Origin of the sequence: Pseudomonas sp. GL93 (genome assembly GCF_003408955.1) — a bacterium.
In the GTDB taxonomy this organism is placed as follows: domain Bacteria; phylum Pseudomonadota; class Gammaproteobacteria; order Pseudomonadales; family Pseudomonadaceae; genus Aquipseudomonas; species Aquipseudomonas paracarnis.
Map to the genome: position 1 here is coordinate 1 of NZ_NKRF01000048.1, position 17,911 is coordinate 17,911.

A 17,911-nucleotide genomic window follows, 5' to 3' on the forward strand; every position below is an offset into this window, starting at 1 on the left:
CTCCTTGAGCCAGGCAGTCGCAAAGTTATGGTGCAAATGTTCCAGAATCGGGCCGCTGATCTGGCTGGATATATCCTGGCGTGGCTGATTACCACGTGCTCCCATGTTGGGAGCCGGCTTGCTGTCTGGGCTACGATTTAACGCCGAATGCCCGTCCTTGTCCCAATACTCATCGAGCATGTTGTGGCCCATGACAAAGCCGACAGCGCAGTCGCCCAACTCGTAATCGACCAACACACTCTTTTGGTGATGAGTCGCGAAAGCTTTCAACGCGAAGCGCATTTTTCTACTGATGTGCGGATCGAGGCTGGCGTACTTCACCCAGTGATCAATTTCGGCCCGCTCGCGTAAGCTGAAGCCACGGCTGACAAATAACGGAATCTTGTCATTGCCGCGCCTGGCAGCCTTACCGTCTGCGACCGCGCAATCGATAAACCACTGGCGATCATCGTGGTATTGCTGCCGGGTAGAGCTCTGAAGCGCCCGATCCTTGATGCGAATAAAGCCTTTACCTGGCAGGTTAGCCTCCCCTGCAAGCCCGGCACTGTTGAACGGCATTTCCCAACCCAGCACACGCACCTTGACACCTTTCGACGCCTTGGCCCGGAGCAGATCACCGATACTGGGCGCGCTGCCGTCGCGGATGAAATACATCGACGGCTGGAAGCCCCAGCAGATGATATCTACGGTCTTTTTGGCCGCTGCGATTGCCTCATGTAAGGCCTTGAAGGCTTCCTCGCCGTTAACCAAGGGGAAATAAGCCGCCATGGCGGGATGGTATTCGGTATCACACACAAACCAGGGTGCACTGCATGTCGCCTCCTGGGTGTGCTGGAGGGCAAGGGGCACCACGATGTCGGATTGAGCTTGATTCATTGTTGGTCTCCCTTCTCGCCTCGGGCGCCTTCCATCACAGACGTGTACAACGCTCGGTGGTCGGTGTGTGAGTTGGGCTGGCGTACACCGGCGTCGGTTTGCGAGGCATGATGATGCAAACCACTGTTGGCCATATGCGCTTGCTCGGCATTGCGGTACTCCGTTGGCACCGGAATCTGGTAACTCACACCGTTAGCCATTTCCAGCCGGTAACCTTGAGTCACGACCTGGTGGTCGACCATCAAGTGCCCGGTGTCGTCCAGCACCCCCTTTTTAAGCAACGCGCCATCGGCGTATAGGGTGTAAGGCATTCCGGCCCAGCCCAGGTTGGAAGCATTGGCGACTTGTGGTACACGCAGTCGCACTTTTTCTTTGGATAAGCTCTGCGGAAAGTCAGGGTGCGTGGCGTTCATAGTGGCTGGGCCCAGGTAGTCAAAGTGCGCCGACTTCACGTTGTAATCCCCTGCCGGGCCCGACTCGATGCTGCTCTGATCCAAGGTAATGTAGCTACCGCCCGCGTTCAGGGTGATTTTCTTTTTCGCGACGATGCGGATTTCATCTTCAGTGCTGGTGATGCTCAGCCCGTTGCGGGCCAATACTTCCAGCATATCGTTCTGGGCCTGGATCTTTACTGGCCCTTGGTTGGCGATCAACTTGATGCCCAGCTTGCGCACGAACAGACTTACTCCTTGCCCCACGCCGATAAACAGGCGCTTGACCACGCTGATATCCGCCTCGCCACCGGCGTTGAGCATCAGGTTGTTCTGTGCCGCCAACTGCAAGTGCTTGCCGCTGGTCAAGGCAATGCCTTGAGGCGCGCTCAGGAGCAGCACGGACGATGCAAGCTGTTCAATGTCTTGTTTGAGCAGGTTTATTTGCGTTTGCACATCAGCCGGATCGGCTTTGGCAGCCTGAGCATCGTTTGACAACCCCTCCAACTGGTCTGCGGCCTGTTGCAAATGCCCTAATGCAGCGCTCATTTCCAACATCTGGCCGTTGGCCCGAGGCTGCGTATCAGCACTGATAAAAATGCCGCTACCCGCACGAATCGCGCCCCAACCATCAGTGCGCAGTTCAAAACCTTCGCCGCGTTTTTTCTTCTCGGCATCCACCAAATGCCCCAGATTCAGCTGGCTCTTACCACTGTGCTCGGTACTGAGCTTGACGTGCTCCTGCCCGCGCAAGTCTTCCATGCGCAGCTTATTGTTGGCTGGCGTGCGCAGCACGTTGCGCGTGTAGTCGCGTTTACCCAACGTCACGTGGTCGACGTGTTGGCTGTCGTGCAACGCGTGGGCGATATATGGCCGGTCGGGATCGCCTTGTTCGAAGGCGATAGCGACTTCGGTGCCGGCCAGCAGTGGCAGGTGCAGGCCGTGGGTGTCGCCGGCGTAGGGGCGGGCCAGGCGTAGCCAGAGGCTTTCTTCGCCGGGTTTCCAGGTGTCGCGGTCGAACAGAAAGTGGACTTTGTAGCGGCCTTCGAGGTCGATGTGGCCGTAGGGGTCGTGTTCCTTGGGGCTGGTGACGCGGGCCGGGACGGTGCCGGCGATTTGGGGTTTGGGCAGCAATGCCGGGCGGTAGCACACGGTTTCCGAATACGGGATGGCCTGGAAGCTGGCTTCAAAACTGCGGTCGCGGGCGGCGTGGGTGGTGACTTGGGTGATAACCGCGCCGGGGGTGAAGGCGTTGGGCGCGCCGCCGGAGATTTTCAGGACTTGGCCGGGGGTCAGGCTGGGGCTGCTGCTGATGCCGCTGAGTTGGGTCTGGCCGTTGAGGTAGCGTTCGTGGCGCAGACGTGCGTAGAAGTAGCCGCTTTCACTTTGCAGGTCTTCGTCCTGGTCGTAGCGGTCGCCGATGAGGTTGTAGGGCTCGGCGTAGTGGTAGGCCTCGCCGTAGGTGCCTTTGGCGCCACGGCTTTGGTCGACGTCACCGTCGAGGTGGGCGTTGGCGACGCGGTGGTGGTAGGCGCGGATGTTGACGTGTTGCTCCACCACCTTGTGGTTGGATTGCAGGCGCCATACGCCGTCCTCGCCGCTGCTGTTCATGCCCGATTGCGGGCGGTATGGCAGTTGCACGTCGAATTGGTAGTGGCGTTGGTCGTCGTGGAATTCCACCACGTCGATGTTCAGGCGTTCGTCGCGGGTGAAGCGGTACCAGATGCCGACTTCGGCCAGCAGGCGCGAGATGAAGGCCAGGTCGCTTTCGTCGTACTGCATGACTTGTTCGCGCTTGGGGTATTCGCGTACCAGGTTGAAGAGGAAGTCCTGGCCTTCGAAATCATGGCGGCTGCGCAGGATGCTTTCGACGATCTGCGGCACTGACTGGTGTTGGTAGATACGAAATTGTTTGCCGCGAGCCAGCAAGGCCAAGCGCGGTTCGAGGGTGATTTCGTAGCGGGCTTCGTCGAGGGAGCCGGACAGGCGTTTGAAGCCGGTGACCACGCCGTGCAAGGTACGCAGTGGCTTGACCGGCGGTACGTCAATACCCACGGCTTTGAGCGCGGCCATGCCGGGGTTTAGGCCGGGGCCGTGCAGGCTGAAGTTGGCGTCTTTGCCTAATAAGGTGTCGGCACTGAGGTCGCCGTCGATGCAGGTGAATTCGACGCGGTAGTTGAACGGCTGGCTCAGGCCTTCGTGGCCTTTGAAGGCCAGAACGTCGAGCACCGCGGCCACGTTGCGAACCGTGAGTTTGTGCCGGCTGTGGTCAAAGAAGGTGCGCAGTTCATTGAGCATGTTCGGGCCTCCATGGCGACACGATAGGTAAAGGGTTGACGCTATCGCGGGGGTAAGTACATGTCCTGCGAACAATTGTGAACGCTATCAATTGACAGGCGGGGTCCCCTTTGTGGTGAGAGGTCACCCCGTCAACCCAATCTGTAGCCACCTCGACCACCACGTCGATGTTCAGTCGTTCGTCGCGGGTGTTGCACGAGACGCTTTCGACAATCTGCGGCACCGATTGGTGTTGGTTGATACGAAATTGTTGGCCGCGATTGAGCAAAGCCAGACGCGGTTCGAGGGTGATTTTGTAGCGGGCTTCGTCGAGGGCGCCAGACAAACGTTTGAAGCCGGTGACCACGCCATGCAAGGTGCGCAGTTCATTAAGCATATGCAAGTCTCCGTGACAGTTGGCACAACCTTGACCCGGCCGCCATTAAGTTTCCGTTAGCAGAGCAACAAAGTTATGTATCGCACCGACAATAGAAGCTATTGCTGATGTTGCTGCGCCCTCATAGCCACGAGTTAAAGAGGTAACACTCAAAGTACTTTCAAGTGAAATCAGGCATGTGCATCTACTGTGAAGGCTTTTGCGCGAGTTCAAACCCTCTGTTCAACCTGAGACACCGGCCGCCATCGCTAGAGACGCTCAATTCAGGCATTCCACATAGACAAGACAGCGCGTCCCGTCATTTTTTTGCCTGAGGAGCGCCTGCAAGATTGCTGATTAAACCTAATGTTTAAAGAGTATTGCATTGAGTTTTAAAAAAGATCAAGACGTCATACATATTCAAATATTCGAAGTGTCTCGCCAGGCGACATCAAAGGATCACAACACACAAGGAAATTTCCTACATCATTGCACCGCCATTTCGGACAGGCAATTATTCAACCAGGCAAAATATCGTGCTTAATACTCTTATTCCTACAACAAACAGGGAAAAATTATTGTTTTCAAGTTTAAATCAATTAAACGTCCTACACACTGAACTGTCAGTTCGTACGGGAGAACGAGTTTTTTGTATGAATAGCCGAATAAAACTTCATTACAATTTCTCTCGCAAAACCTTGCATAATCCAAAACTCGTTAGCGGATCGCCAAACTCCCGCTACCCCCCCTCCGGCGCACGCGGCATTTGGCTACCCAGTGCCCTTGCAGGTTCATACAGGCCTCTGATCTGCCGCCCGGATAGTCTGACCTTCTCACCGACAGGAAGGCTCAGCATGACTCACCTACAGCAACCCGCCCAACCACGCGCACCCGGAAACCGACGAGGCCTTTCTGGTGCTCGAAGGCACGCTGCGTATCGACCTGCCGGGCGGCCCCGTGGTGCCACGTGGCATCGAGCACAGGACCGCCGCCGAGGGCGAAGCCAAGCTGATGATGATTGAGCCACGGGGCGTATTGAACACCGGGCACGAAGGTGGGGAGCGTACGGCCGAAAATGATCGGTAGATTTGAACAGGCTACGCCAATGCACTTGGGCCTCCAGATCATCATTTGCAGGATGCATCTTTTCTTTATGTTTCGACACAGCCGCTGCCGGTGTCTCGTTGTATATGATCGGGTCGCCGCCAGACTCACTCTGGCCACTTTTCATTAAACAGCGCCTCAATGCGCTTAAAAAAGAACGCGATGCGACTCGCCAGAAGGACAGAACAATGACGACTTGCGCCCCCCCTCTTCAGCCAAATGAACACTACGACTCGGTAAGTCGCGCAGTGCATTGGCTGATGTTCTTGTTATTTGCGTGGATCTATTGCTCAGCCATAACCCACTACCTGGCGTCGGACTCTACGCTGGATAAATGGTTGTGGCCCTTTCACAAACCCGTGGGGCTGTTATTGCTGATACTGCTGGTCCTACGTGCCGGCTGGAGTCTGCTGAGCCGACACCTGCGCCCACCGAGCATAAGCCGTGTCGCCGCCACCGTGCATGGGATGCTGTACGCTCTGATGTTCCTGATCCCGCTTATCGGGATGATTCGCCAGTACGGATCCGGCCGGGCTTTTTCTGCGTTTGGCGTACCGGTCATGGACGGGTTCGAGGGGGAAAAAATCCAGTGGATGGTTGACCTGGGCAGCAACTTTCATAGTTTGCTGGGTTGGACAATGCTGGTGCTTATCCTGGGGCATGTCGCAGCAGTCATCGTGCACTATTGGCAGGGCGATGCTCAGGTACTGCAGCGCATGACAAGAGGGGGACGCAAGCACTGAAACGGCGCGGCCAGCTTCTCGGACGAAATGGGGACGGACGAAATGGGGACAGATTTATTTTCTAGAAATGAATCCGTCTCCTTTTCACTGCGATAAAGCGTGCTTCCTGAATGAACGCGGCGCCTGTGAGTTTTTCGCGAGCAAGCTCGCTCCTACAACTGGCATTGGGGCAAGCTCCTCCTACAGCGTCCACGTTGTGTCGATACTTATGGCAAGGGCGCCGTGTACACAGGGGGCCAAGCCCTATCGCCTTTGAATCTGCACCGTGGCAAACGTCGGCTCGTCACGCGCCTGCTCCAGTACATTCCTGGGCTGTTGCGGGGCCAGGGGTTGCCCCTCTGGCCGTAACGCAGGCGGCGGATGCAGGCGCATGTCCGAGCGCTCATCGCTGGGCGCCACGCCGAAGAAATCCCGGTAGCACTTGGAAAAATGCGGCGTGGACACAAAGCCGCAAATCACCGCCAGTTCGACAATCGAAATGGGCGTCTGCATCAGCAACTGGCGGGCACGGGTCAGGCGCAGTTTGAGGTAATAGCGTGATGGTGTGCAGTACAGGTGCTTCTGGAACATGCGCTCCAACTGGCGGCGGGACACGTGCACATAGGCGGCCAGTTCGTCGAGGTCGATGGGTTCTTCCAGGTTGGATTCCATTAGGGCGACCACTTCTTGCAGCTTGGGCTGTTGCGTGCCGAGTAGGTGCTTGAGCGGCACGCGTTGGTGGTCGCGCTCGTTGCGAATGCGCTCGTACACGAACATCTGGGAAATCGCCGCCGACAGCGTGTGCCCGTGATCGCGGCCGATCAGGTGCAGCATCATGTCCAGCGGCGCAGTGCCACCGGAGCTGGTGAAGCGGTTGCCATCGAGCGTGAACACGCTGGAGCTGACCTTGACGCGGGTGAACGCCTCCTGCATCGACGCCATCAGCTCCCAATGCACGCTGCACTGGAAGCCATCGAGCAACCCCGCCTGGGCCAGTGCCCAACTGCCGGTGCACACCGCGCCGAGACGTTTGCAGTACAGGCGCGCCTGGCTGCGCAACCAGGCGATGAGCGCAGGGCTGATAGCCTGTTGAATGCCGACGCCGCCGCACACGATCACCGCATCGAAGCCGCGCTGGTCCTGCGCGCACGCATCCGGGGTCACCGATACGCCATCGCTGGCCCACACCGGCTGGCCGTCCAGGCTGAGGGTTTGCCAACGGTAGAGTTCTTCGCCCGCCAATTGGTTGGCCATGCGCAGCGGCTCGACCGCACACGAGAGCGATATCAGGGTGAACTGGTCCAGCAGCAAAAAGCCGATGGTCTGGCAAACAGGTGCCTCGGTTTCCATCACCGCTACCCCACAGGCGTGATCAGGAATGTTCCAGCGCCACCGGTTTGGGTGCCCGGTTGTGCTGGCGCGCCGTAACCAGGCCGATGAAGGAAATCACCAACGCCAGGCCAATGGTCGAGGACACTTCGGTGCGATGTTCCGGCGTCACCATCATCACCCCCAGGGCCAGGCAGATGAACACGATCACCAGGTAAGTCAGCCAGGGAAACAGCCACATGCGAAAGGTCAACTCGACGTTTTGCCGGAGCAGCAAGCGACGCATACGCAGTTGCGAGATAGCGATCACCAGGTACACCAACAACGCGATGGCGCCGGAGCTGGCGAGCAGGAACTGGAACAGACCGGCAGGCATGAAGTAGCTCAGCAACGTAATGCCCGCACCGATGATGGTGCTGGCGATCACCGCCGCCCGGGGCACGCCCGCCTTCGAGGTGATTTTAAGGGCCGGTGGCGCATCGCCGCGTTTGCCCAGGGAAAACAACATGCGCGAGGAAATGTAGATCGAGGAGTTCATGCAACTGGCTACCGCGATCAACACCACCACATCGACCATGAATTTGGCGTTGGGGATGTTCATAATTTCCAGTGCACGCTGATAGGAACCCACGGACGCCAGCAGCGGGTCGTTCCAGGGCACCACGGAAATCACGACGGAGATCGACAGCAGGTAGAACACGCCGATACGCCAGATCACCGAGCGCGTGGCCTTGGCGATGTTCTGCGCCGGGTTGCTCGATTCGGCTGCGGCGATGGTCACCGCCTCAGTGCCGATGAAGCTGAACATGATGGTGATGAACGCGCCCACCACTGCCGACAGGCCGTTGGGGGCAAACCCGCCGTGTTCTTCCATCAAGCGGCTCAAGCCGCTGGCTTCGCGATCCGGGATCCAGCCCATAAGTACGCTGAAGCCCAGGCCGATAAAGCCGACGATGGCAATCACCTTGGCCATGGCGAACCAGAATTCGAATTCGCCGTATTTGGCCACGCTGAACAGATTGGTGATCACCAGCAGAACGATTGAAACCAAGGCAAACAGCCACGCATCAACCTGAGGGAACCACTGGTTGAGCACGTGCCCGGCGGCCAAGGCTTCGATGGGAATGACCAGCACCCAGAACCACCAATACAACCAGCCGATGGTGAACCCCGCCCAAGGGCCGATGGCCTGGTCGGCGTAGGTGGAAAACGAGCCGGTGTCCGGGCGCGCCACCGCCATTTCCCCCAGCATGCGCATGACCAGCACCACCAGCAGGCCGGAAAACAGATAAGCCAGTAAAACCGCCGGTCCCGCGGCGGCGATGGCGTGTCCGGAGCCGACAAACAACCCCGCACCGATGATGCCGGCGATGGACAACATGGTCACGTGACGCGGCTTGAAACCCTGCGCCAGCTGACCGTTGGAATCGTTGCAGTTGAGGCTAGTCATTGTTTTTGTTGTTCTCGGGCGGCCAATGACCCTCACCTTAAGTGCCCGAGGCCAGGCGCAAGTAGCCTGATTACGCCACCATCGTGTCTGATATCGACATTTGTGAGGGTGGCCCCCTGAAGTGACGAGCGTGGCGCCCTACTCTTGCGCGCTGCGTATCAACGGCCCGAACAGCTCTCCACGCGGCATCTTGCTCAGCTCGATATCGGCATTTTCAAACCACTCTCGCCCGGCTTCCGGGTGAGGCCCGCTTAACACCACTACCCCACGTTCATAGGTATATCGCGCCGCCGCCACGTCGCCATTGTGGTAGGTCGCGATGACCTTGTAGGGCGCCGCGGCGCTGGCTTTGGGGAAGTAAGGGCCGTCCTGGTAGAACACATGGTCAGGCTGCCCGTCCCACGTCACCCGCACGGCGGCGTCATCGATACCGGCCACTTCAAAACCGGGGCGGCCGGCTTCGGTGTCGAGCGCCTGAGGGATCAGGCCGAGGTTGTTGTCGTCGGCCAGGTAGGCGCCCATGCACAGGCCCAGGTAGCGGCCGCCGTTGGCGACGTAACCACGGATGGCTTCGGCGCGTGCATCGCCCAGACTGTCGAGGGCGGCCGGGATGTCCTGGCCGCCACCGGGTTGCACGTAGAGGTCATAGCGCGCGAGATTTTTTGGCGTGATGTCGACGGGTTCATCGGCACCGACGAAGTCGATCCGGTAATTGGGGTTCAGACGCTGCAGGGCGGTTTTCACGTTTTCCGAGCAATCCGGGCAGCCTGCCGGGCCACGGTAGATGGCGACATGGGTGATGGGGCCTGCGCCGTGCACGGGTAAAGGGTGCAGCGTAGCAACGGCGAGAAACGTGGCAGCGAGGGCAGGCAGTTTCATGGGGCAGGCTCAACGCTCAGTTGAATGGGTTTGATCCAGTGATCGCAGCGCCAAGCCTATAACGATGAGCCTTTTGAATTCGTGAAGAGTTGTAAATCCACGTCGGCTATTCATCCACTTCCCAGCATCTGCCATAACGACGCGCCTACTCCGGTAATACTCTCACCGGCTATCAGCCCCGCCGCTGCCGTGATCGCAAAGCGCTGCGTCACGCTCGGCCAGCGACAGCTCACGGCCCAGGTCATGATCGCGCCCAGGGCCATCATCAGCGACACCGACGCAGGCAAGACAAAAGCCAGTCCCAGGGCTGCCGCACTTGGCAGATAGCGGGCGCGATGTGTGGGTAATGTGCTGTCGAGTATGCCCAGCAGCACGCCGAACAGGCTTGCAATGCCGATGGCCCAGCGGATGCTGGGGGACAGTGAGTCCAAACCGTGGGTCAGGGTTTGAGCCACGGCTTTCCAGGTGGCGACGGCCGGGGCTGGCCATTGTTCGGTGAGCAGCATGGTTTGAGGGTCGGGGATCAACGCCAGGTACGCGAATACGCCGACGATGCTGCCGACAAAAACCCCGAGGATCTGGGCGATCACTTGCTTGTGCGGCGTCGCGCCAATCGCCTTGCCCACCTTGAAGTCATTCATCAGGTCTGTGCACTGCCCCGCCGAACCGCCGGCGGTGTTGGCGCTCATCAGGTTGATCGGCACCTGGCCCGGCGCAACGATGCCAAAGCTCAGCTGGGACAGTTGCCCGATGGCGCCAATCGGCGGAATACCGGTAGCTCCCACCACCCGCGCCGCCACGGCGGCCAAGCAGATCGCCAAGGGAATGGTCAGCAGCGCCATGCCCAGGTTAATACCGAACAACAGCGCTTGCAGGCTCACCACCAGCGCGATCGCCAAGACAAACCCCACGGCAGGCCCGGGCTTGGGAACCGCCCACGGCGTGCCGCCAGACGCCCGGGTCGAGCGATGCAATGCCCACAGGCGAATCGCCAGGGACGCCAGGGTGGAACACACCATCAGGCTCACCCCGGGCCACAGCAGCCATTCCACCAGCGCGGCAAATTGCGGACCGTTGCTGTCGGCGGGCAGGCTCACCAACCCGTTGGCCAACAGCCACGGCCCCAGCCCGCCCCAGGCCAGCAAGGCGCCGAGCAGCAGGGTCAGGCCCACGCGAATGCCGATGATGCCGCCGAACCCCAGCAACAGCAGCGAAGGGTCTGCGGTGAAGGTCAGGCGCTCCAACGCGGGGCTCGGCGACCAGCGCGGGAAGGCCCACATAAAGGTATCTACCCACTTGACCGACCCGGACAACAGCGCCGCGCCGAGCAGCACTTTCAAGCGCGTGGCGGCTTCGCGGCCATGGTTGTAGATGTGCAGCAAGGTTTCCAGGGTGGCCATGCCTTCGGGAAACTTCAGCGCCTTGTCATTGAGCAATGAAGGCCGCAGGTACCACGCGATCCAGATCCCCAGGAAACTCACCGAAAACACCCAGGCGATCATCGGCAGCGCCGCCAGCTGGTTGCCCGTGAGCAGGGTATAGGCCGGGATGGGCGCGACCAGCCCGCCGGAAATGATCGACGCCGCGGCAGAGGCTACGGTCTGGTTGATATTGCTCTCGTGCAGGGTCCACGGCAGGTGCTCGCCGGAACGACGGGCCAGGCCTTGCCAGAGGCCATAGCCGATCAGTAAGGCGATGATCGACATATTGAACGACCAGCCGATCTTCAAGCCTGCGTATACATTGGAAGGGGTCAGCAGGATACCCAGCACGATCCCGGTGATGACTGCCCGCAGGCTCAGTTCGCGTTCTACCGGGACGCTTGAGGAGGTGGAGTGCATGCAGATTCCTTTCGAGAAAAGCCAGTGCCACCTTTTAAGTGAGCACCGGGAGACCCGAAGGTTCACCTGACGAAGCGGGTTGTAAAACCGGGAAGGGGCAAGCCCTGGCCACCTTCTGTAGGAGCGAGCTTGCTCGCGAAAAAACCACAGGCGCCGCGCCTATTCAGGCAGCACGCGTTATCGTTGACGTTTTTCGCGAGCAAGCTCGCTCCTACAGACGGTGGTGTGTCAGTCGCTGCATCTGTTACTGCGAGCCAGCGCCCACACAAGCCTGGTTATTTGGCGAACGCGTATTCCCCGCCCCGCTCCACCGCCTTGCGGTATGCCGGGCGCGCCTGGAGCTTTTGCAGCCACGCGGCCAGGTTCGGGTAGGCCTGCAATTTGCCCTGGGCCTGGGCGACTTCACCAATAAAGCTCATCTGGATATCCGCACCGCTGAGTGCGTCGCCCACCAGGTACGGCGTGCGCCCCAGCACATCATTCAGGTAGCCCAGGTAGTTGGCCAGCTCCGACTCAATCCGCGGATGCAGCGGTGCGCCCGCTTCCCCCAGCCGCCCGACGTAGAGGTTGAGCATCAACGGCAACATGGCCGAGCCTTCAGCAAAATGCAGCCATTGCACATAGCTGTCGTAGGCATCGGTGGCCGGGTCGGGTTGCAGTTGGCCGTTGCCGTGGCGGCGGATCAGGTAGTCGATGATCGCGGCAGATTCGATCAGCACGCGGGAGCCGTCTTCGATCACCGGGGATTTGCCCAGGGGGTGAATGGCCTTGAGTTCAGGTGGCGCCAGGTTGGTCTTGGCGTCGCGCTGGTAGCGTTTGATGTCGTAGGGCAGGCCCAGTTCTTCAAGCACCCACAGGATACGTTGTGAGCGGGAATTGTTGAGGTGGTGAACAGTGATCATAGCGGGCAACACCTTGGGGGATTTAGGAGAAGACTACAGCGTAGCGGTGAAGTGCCGTGAATGTGGCTCAGGCGAGCAACTGATCGATCCACTTCACCTGCTGCACGATCTCCTGCACTTTCTGCTCGGGCACCGCCTGCCGCGCTTGTTCGAGGCTGGCCAATGTCTTGCGTTTCTCGCGCAGTATACGTTGCCACTTCGCAAGGAATTCCGGGCTACGCGCCTGCATTTGCAACGGACCGAAGTACAGCTGCTCGGCGGTATAGGTCTTCGCCTCGGTGCGTTCGGCGACGATGATTTCGTAGTAGAAGCGGTTTTCCCGCAGCAACTCCTCATGGAGGATCTGGTAGCCGTTGTCCATCAACCATTGGCGCAGGGGTTGCTCGCCGCCGTTGGGTTGCAGAATCAGACGTTCCCGGCCATTGAGGTGCGCCTTGCCGCTGTCGAGGATGTCGCGGATCGTCTCGCCGCCCATGCCGCACAGGCTGACAGCGGTAATGTCATCGCCGGCTTCAATCGCCGCCAAGCCATCGGCCCGGCGCACGGTGATGTGCTGAGCCAGGCCGTTGTCGGCCACGGTACGGTTGGCCGCGTGAAACGGTGTAGCGGCCACTTCCCCCGCCACAGCCGCCGCAATGGCGCCACGACGCATCAAGGCCACCGGCAGGTAGGCGTGGTCCGAGCCGATATCGGCCAGGCGTGCGCCGGCTGGCACGTGCGCTGCCACACGCTCAAGGCGCATGGACAAGGTGTGTTGATTCAATGAGGGTTCCTTAGGATTGCCCGGAAAATCGATCCCGGCTGTTGGTCAAGTGCAGCACCATGGCTGCCCGCGCGGCATCCGGGTCCTGGCGCTTGATGGCGTTGTAGATCGCCTCGTGCTCCAGGTTCGCCAACTGCCCCAGCTTGGCAAAGTCCGCGCCGCCGCGTTCGGCGTCCTTGACCTGGGCGCGCGGGATCATCCCGCTGCCCAGGTGCAGCATGATGTCGGTAAAAAAGGTATTGCCGGTGGCCTCGGCGATCAGTTGGTGAAAGCGCTTGTCTTCCTCCACGCAACTGTCGTTGTTGGCCAGCGAGGCCTGGTAGTCGTCCAGCGCCTGGCGCATGTGGGCCAATTGCGCGTCACTTCTGCGCAGCGCGGCCAGGGCCACCGCCTGCACTTCCAGGCCCAGGCGCAATTCGAGCATGTTGCGCACGCTGGCGACCGTGTCCACATGCAGGCGCAGCCCCGGCTGCGTGTGCTGCTCCAGCACAAAGGTGCCAATGCCGTGACGCGTCTCCACCAGCCCCGACGCCTGCAGCTTGGACAAGGCTTCGCGCACCACGGTGCGGCTCACCCCATGCTCAAGCACGATGGTGGATTCAGACGGCAGTTTTTCACCGGGTTTGAGTTGCCCGAGCAGGATGCGCTGGGTCAGTGCATCGACCACGCTCTGGGCCAGGTTGGTTGAGCGTTTACGCACAGGCGGTGTGCTTTTAATGGGCATCGCGACGGGTCCACGGGGTTGGGCTGGGGGGGAGCTTATCACCCTGAGCGAACGCGGCGACGGGCCGGGGCGAAAAACACTCAACTTGTATGACAACACAATCATCAACCCCTTTTCCCCAATACCTTCGCTTTGAGAGAAGCGTACACGCAGAGCCGTCAACACAGCGAAAAATCCCAGCAAAACCTAGCAAATAACCAAATTAGCCAATCTCGTCGCCGGCTTATAAGAACAAAATCACCCCTAACAGGATTGCGGCCTTCAAAAAACAACTTGTATGATGTCTGGCAACAAAACATAAAACCCGCATAAAAATAATCAGGGGGAGTTTTCATTCGTGAAGCATTCAAGCCCAGCCTCAGTCACACCCGAAAGTGATTCGGTGCTCGCCCGCGCCGTGAGCAAAGTGAAGGGCCATGTGCTCCCACTGTTCGTGGTCATGTTCATCCTCAACTACATCGACCGGGTCAATATCGGCTTCGTGCGCACGCACATGGAGCATGACCTGGGGATCGGCGCAGCGGCCTACGGCTTCGGCGCCGGGCTGTTCTTCATTGGCTATGCGCTGTTCGAAGTGCCGTCCAACATGCTGCTGCAAAAAGTCGGTGCCCGTATCTGGCTGACCCGCATCATGTTCACCTGGGGCATCGTCGCCACGCTGATGGCGTTTATCCAGAACGAAACCCACTTCTACATCCTGCGTTTCTTGCTGGGCGTGGCAGAGGCAGGGTTCTTCCCCGGCGTGATCTATTACTTCACGCGCTGGTTGCCCGGCGTGGAGCGTGGCAAGGCCATCGCGATCTTCCTCAGTGGTTCGGCAGTGGCGTCGTTGATCTCCGGCCCCTTGTCAGGCGCGTTGTTGCAGATCGAAGGCTTTGGTTTACATGGCTGGCAATGGATGTTCGGCATCGAGGGCCTGGCCTCGGTGGCGCTGGGGTTCTTCGTGTGGTTCTGGCTGGACTCAAAGCCCCATGACGCCAAGTGGCTGAGCCGCGAAGAACAGGATGCGCTGGTGGGCGCCATTGATCAGGAGCAACGTGATCGCGAAGCCCTGACCACGGTCAAACCGACCCTCGGCAAGCTGCTCAAGGACCGCCAGATCCTGCTGTTCTGCGCTCTGTATTTTTGCATCCAATTGACGATCTACGCCGCCACCTTCTGGCTGCCCAGCATCATCAAGAAGATGGGCGACCTGAGTGATGTGCAGGTCGGCTTCTTCAACTCGATCCCCTGGCTGATCTCGATCATTGCCATGTACGCCTTCGCCTCGCTGTCGGGCAAGTTCAAGTTCCAGCAAGCCTGGGTCGCCGCGGCCCTGCTGATCGCGGCGGCCGGCATGTTCATGTCCACCACTGGCGGGCCGATTTTCGCGTTCGTGGCGATTTGCTTTGCGGCCATCGGTTTCAAATCCGCGTCGTCGCTGTTCTGGCCGATCCCCCAGGGCTACCTGGATGTGCGCATCGCCGCCGCCGTGATCGCGCTGATCAACTCCATCGGCAACCTGGGCGGTTTTGTGGCGCCGACTACCTTCGGCTTTCTGGAGCAGACCACCGGCTCGATCCAGGGCGGGCTGTATGGCCTGGCCTGCACCTCGGTGCTCGCGGCCATCCTGGTGTTCTTTGCCAAGACCTCACCCTCTGCCGTACCGGGCGTGCCCAGCGGCGCCGCCATCAGCAAACCTCTTTGAACTCAGCCAGGAACGCGCCATGAATACCCCTGTCGTTACTCATTTCCAAGTCATCCCCGTTGCCGGCCACGACAGCATGTTGCTGAACCTCAGCGGCGCCCACGGGCCCTACTTCACGCGCAATATCGTCATCCTCAAGGACAGCAGCGGCAACACCGGCGTGGGCGAAGTACCCGGCGGCGAACGCATTCGCCAAACCCTGGAGGATGCCCGCAGCCTGGTGATCGGCCAGCCGATTGGCCAGTACCAGCACGTCCTCAACCAGATGCGCAGCACCTTTGCGTCCCGAGACAGCGCGGGCCGCGGCCGGCAAACCTTCGCCCTGCGCATCACCATCCACGCCGTCACCGCCATGGAGGCCGCGCTGCTCGATTTGCTGGGCCAGTTCCTCGAAGTGCCGGTGGCCGCCTTGCTTGGCGAAGGCCAGCAACGCGACGCGGTGAAGATGCTCGGCTACCTGTTCTATGTGGGGGATCGCAACGCCACCGACCTGGCCTACCGCAACGAGGCCGACGCCGATGACGACTGGTTCCGCCTGCGCCATGAAACAGCCCTGACCGCCGACGCGGTGGTGCGCCTGGCCGAAGCGGCCAAGGCCAAATACGGGTTCAACGACTTTAAGCTCAAGGGCGGCGTATTGAGTGGCGACGCCGAAATCGAAGCCGTCACCGCGCTGGCCGAGCGCTTTCCCGATGCGCGCATCCCCCTTGATCCCAACGGCGCATGGTCGTTGAAAGAAGCCATCCGCCTGTGCCGCGACCAGCATCATGTGCTGGCCTACGCCGAAGACCCGTGCGGCGCAGAAAACGGCTACTCGGGCCGCGAAGTCATGGCCGAATTCCGCCGCGCCACGGGCCTTAAAACCGCCACCAATATGATCGCCACTGACTGGCGTGAAATGGGCCACGCCATCCAGCTGCAATCAGTGGACATCCCCCTCGCCGACCCGCACTTCTGGACCATGCAGGGCTCGGTGCGCGTCGCGCAGATGTGCAACGACTGGGGCCTGACCTGGGGCTCGCATTCCAACAACCACTTCGATATTTCCCTGGCGATGTTTACCCAAGTAGCCGCGGCCGCCCCGGGTGAGATCACCGCCATCGATACCCACTGGATATGGCAGGACGGCCAGCGCTTGACGCGCGAACCGTTGAAGATTGAAGGGGGTTACGTAAAGGTGCCGGCCAAGCCTGGGCTGGGTGTGGATATCGATATGGACGCGGTGGCTAAGGCTCATGAACTGTACAAAGGCATGGGCCTTGGGGCGCGGGATGACAGTGTGGCGATGCAGTTCTTGATTCCGGGTTGGGGCTTTGATAACAAGCGGCCTTGTTTGGTGCGGTAAATCGGCGTCATGAGCGCTCAGCGCAATTTGCGCGTGACGCAAAAAATCCGATGCCCAAACAGGCATCGGATTTTAGTCAGATCAGAAGCTTGGCTGTTTGACCTCTGGCACGTCTGCCAGAGGTCTCTTCGCACTACTGCTGATTGGCGACCTCGAGATCCGCCGTATCCTCCTCAAGGCCAGAGAGAGCAGTGCCATTGATCAGCGGACCATAACGGCGGCTGAATTCCCAATTGTAAGGCACGTGGTCTTTGCTGATCCCGTTGTCCCAATTCACCGACCAGGTCATCAGGCCCTTGATCGACAATCCTTTGTCGTGCAAACGCTTGAATGTATTGGTCACGGCTGTTGGGTTGATCACATAACCGGTGGCAGCCGCATCGACGTTCGCAGGCAGGCCAATCACGAACTTGTCTGCCGGGATTTTGGTAAACCCACGCGTTCCGCTCACCAGACTTTCAGTCAGGTAAAACAGGAAGTCCTCCTTCATCGCGTCGTTGTTCTGGGCAATCCAGGCGCCGTTGCCGCTGTTGGCCTCCTGCACCCAGATCCCGTCGCCGCCCTGGTTGTAATACTGCGGGGCGATGAAGTCGTAATAGCCTTCCAGCGCCTGGATGTAACCGACGTATTTGCCAGCGGTAGTGAGGTAGGGAAACTCCGGCGCCATGCTGATGATGAAGTGTTTGCCTTGACCGGCGTAGTGATCCTTGACCAGTTTCAACGCGGCGGGCAGGACAGTCTTGTTGTCGGCGAAATCAATCGCGCTCTGTTCAAGATCGATATCCAGGCCATCAAAGCCATAGGTTTCCACCAGGCGGATAATCTCGTTGGCCAGTGGCTGTTCGTTGCCTTTATGCAGTTCGATGTGTGCATCGGCACCACCAAGGGAAATCAGCACCGCCCTGCCCTGGCTGTTCAGCACACCCACCTGGCGACGGAACTCGGCGTCGGACAGGTTGTACGGCTTGAAGGTTGGGATACCGTTGCCCTTCATGAAGGCCACGGCCACCACGTTGTAATCCTTTGGCACATCCGCCAGGCTGATATTGGCGAACTGGCCACGCTGGTAGCCATCGCTCGGGCCGGCAGGCCAGTTGTGCCAGAAGCCCATGAGGATCTTTTTGCCGGCAATGCTCGGCATCAGCGAAGCGGCATCGTTGAGTGGAGATTGCAGTGAGGTAAAGTCGATATTTGACATGTTCTAA

12 protein-coding genes and 3 pseudogenes are annotated in these 17,911 nt (G+C 59.7%); 4 read left to right on the forward strand and 11 right to left on the reverse strand.

Annotation, left to right across the window (positions count from 1 at the left end; genetic code table 11):
• The 3 genes and pseudogenes from CER19_RS07705 to CER19_RS29380 all read right to left on the reverse strand — a co-directional run.
• A partial coding sequence (locus CER19_RS07705) for a phosphatidylserine/phosphatidylglycerophosphate/cardiolipin synthase family protein (RefSeq protein WP_133298318.1) occupies positions 1-876 on the reverse strand: 876 nt, incomplete at its 3' end.
• Positions 873-3,605, reverse strand: a complete 2,733-nt coding sequence (locus tag CER19_RS07710; RefSeq protein ID WP_116665988.1) for a type VI secretion system Vgr family protein — start codon at positions 3,603-3,605, stop codon at positions 873-875. The genes CER19_RS07710 and CER19_RS07705, both read right to left, overlap by 4 nt.
• Positions 3,606-3,780: 175 nt before the next feature.
• A pseudogene (locus CER19_RS29380) lies at positions 3,781-3,969 on the reverse strand (contractile injection system protein, VgrG/Pvc8 family); the annotation flags it as partial.
• An 873-nt stretch (positions 3,970-4,842) separates the two neighbouring features.
• On the opposite strand from CER19_RS29380, the pseudogene CER19_RS07720 reads away from it, so the two are divergent.
• A pseudogene (locus tag CER19_RS07720) lies at positions 4,843-5,046 on the forward strand (cupin domain-containing protein); the annotation flags it as partial.
• 206 nt (positions 5,047-5,252) lie between these two features.
• Positions 5,253-5,807 carry a cytochrome b gene (locus CER19_RS07725; RefSeq protein WP_116665989.1) on the forward strand — a complete coding sequence of 185 codons (555 nt, stop codon included), beginning with the start codon at positions 5,253-5,255 and terminating at the stop codon, positions 5,805-5,807.
• Between the two features lie 243 nt (positions 5,808-6,050).
• On the opposite strand, the gene CER19_RS07735 is transcribed toward CER19_RS07725, so the two are convergent.
• From CER19_RS07735 to CER19_RS07770, 7 genes are all read right to left on the reverse strand, one after another.
• Positions 6,051-7,136 carry a GlxA family transcriptional regulator gene (locus tag CER19_RS07735; RefSeq protein WP_116665991.1) on the reverse strand — a complete coding sequence of 362 codons (1,086 nt, stop codon included), beginning with the start codon at positions 7,134-7,136 and terminating at the stop codon, positions 6,051-6,053.
• Between the two features lie 22 nt (positions 7,137-7,158).
• Positions 7,159-8,565: an amino acid permease gene (locus tag CER19_RS07740; protein WP_116665992.1), complete on the reverse strand. Its 1,407-nt coding sequence runs from the start codon at positions 8,563-8,565 to the stop codon at positions 7,159-7,161.
• Between the two features lie 138 nt (positions 8,566-8,703).
• Complete coding sequence (locus CER19_RS07745) at positions 8,704-9,444, reverse strand: BPL-N domain-containing protein (RefSeq protein WP_116665993.1); 741 nt, start codon at positions 9,442-9,444, stop codon at positions 8,704-8,706.
• Positions 9,445-9,554: 110 nt separating this feature from the next.
• Positions 9,555-11,285: an OPT family oligopeptide transporter gene (locus CER19_RS07750; protein WP_116665994.1), complete on the reverse strand. Its 1,731-nt coding sequence runs from the start codon at positions 11,283-11,285 to the stop codon at positions 9,555-9,557.
• 275 nt (positions 11,286-11,560) lie between these two features.
• Entirely contained in the window at positions 11,561-12,187 is a 627-nt protein-coding gene (locus CER19_RS07760) for a glutathione S-transferase family protein (protein WP_116665996.1), read from the reverse strand.
• A gap of 67 nt (positions 12,188-12,254) precedes the next feature.
• On the reverse strand, positions 12,255-12,950 hold the full coding sequence (locus CER19_RS07765) for a tRNA (adenine(22)-N(1))-methyltransferase TrmK (protein ID WP_116665997.1): 696 nt from the start codon (positions 12,948-12,950) through the stop codon (positions 12,255-12,257).
• 10 nt (positions 12,951-12,960) lie between these two features.
• Positions 12,961-13,674 (reverse strand): FadR/GntR family transcriptional regulator, encoded by a 714-nt coding sequence (locus CER19_RS07770; protein WP_116665998.1) that lies wholly within the window; start codon positions 13,672-13,674, stop codon positions 12,961-12,963.
• A gap of 337 nt (positions 13,675-14,011) precedes the next feature.
• Here CER19_RS07770 and CER19_RS07775 point away from each other — a divergent pair, with 337 nt between their 5' ends.
• Both CER19_RS07775 and gudD read left to right on the forward strand, forming a co-directional pair.
• Entirely contained in the window at positions 14,012-15,361 is a 1,350-nt protein-coding gene (locus CER19_RS07775; RefSeq protein WP_116665999.1) for an MFS transporter, read from the forward strand.
• A gap of 19 nt (positions 15,362-15,380) precedes the next feature.
• Complete coding sequence (gene gudD / locus CER19_RS07780) at positions 15,381-16,706, forward strand: glucarate dehydratase (RefSeq protein ID WP_116666000.1); 1,326 nt, start codon at positions 15,381-15,383, stop codon at positions 16,704-16,706.
• Positions 16,707-16,902: 196 nt separating this feature from the next.
• On the opposite strand, the pseudogene CER19_RS07785 reads toward gudD, so the two are convergent.
• A pseudogene (locus CER19_RS07785) lies at positions 16,903-17,904 on the reverse strand (chitinase); the annotation flags it as partial.
• Between the last annotated feature and the right edge of the window lie 7 nt (positions 17,905-17,911).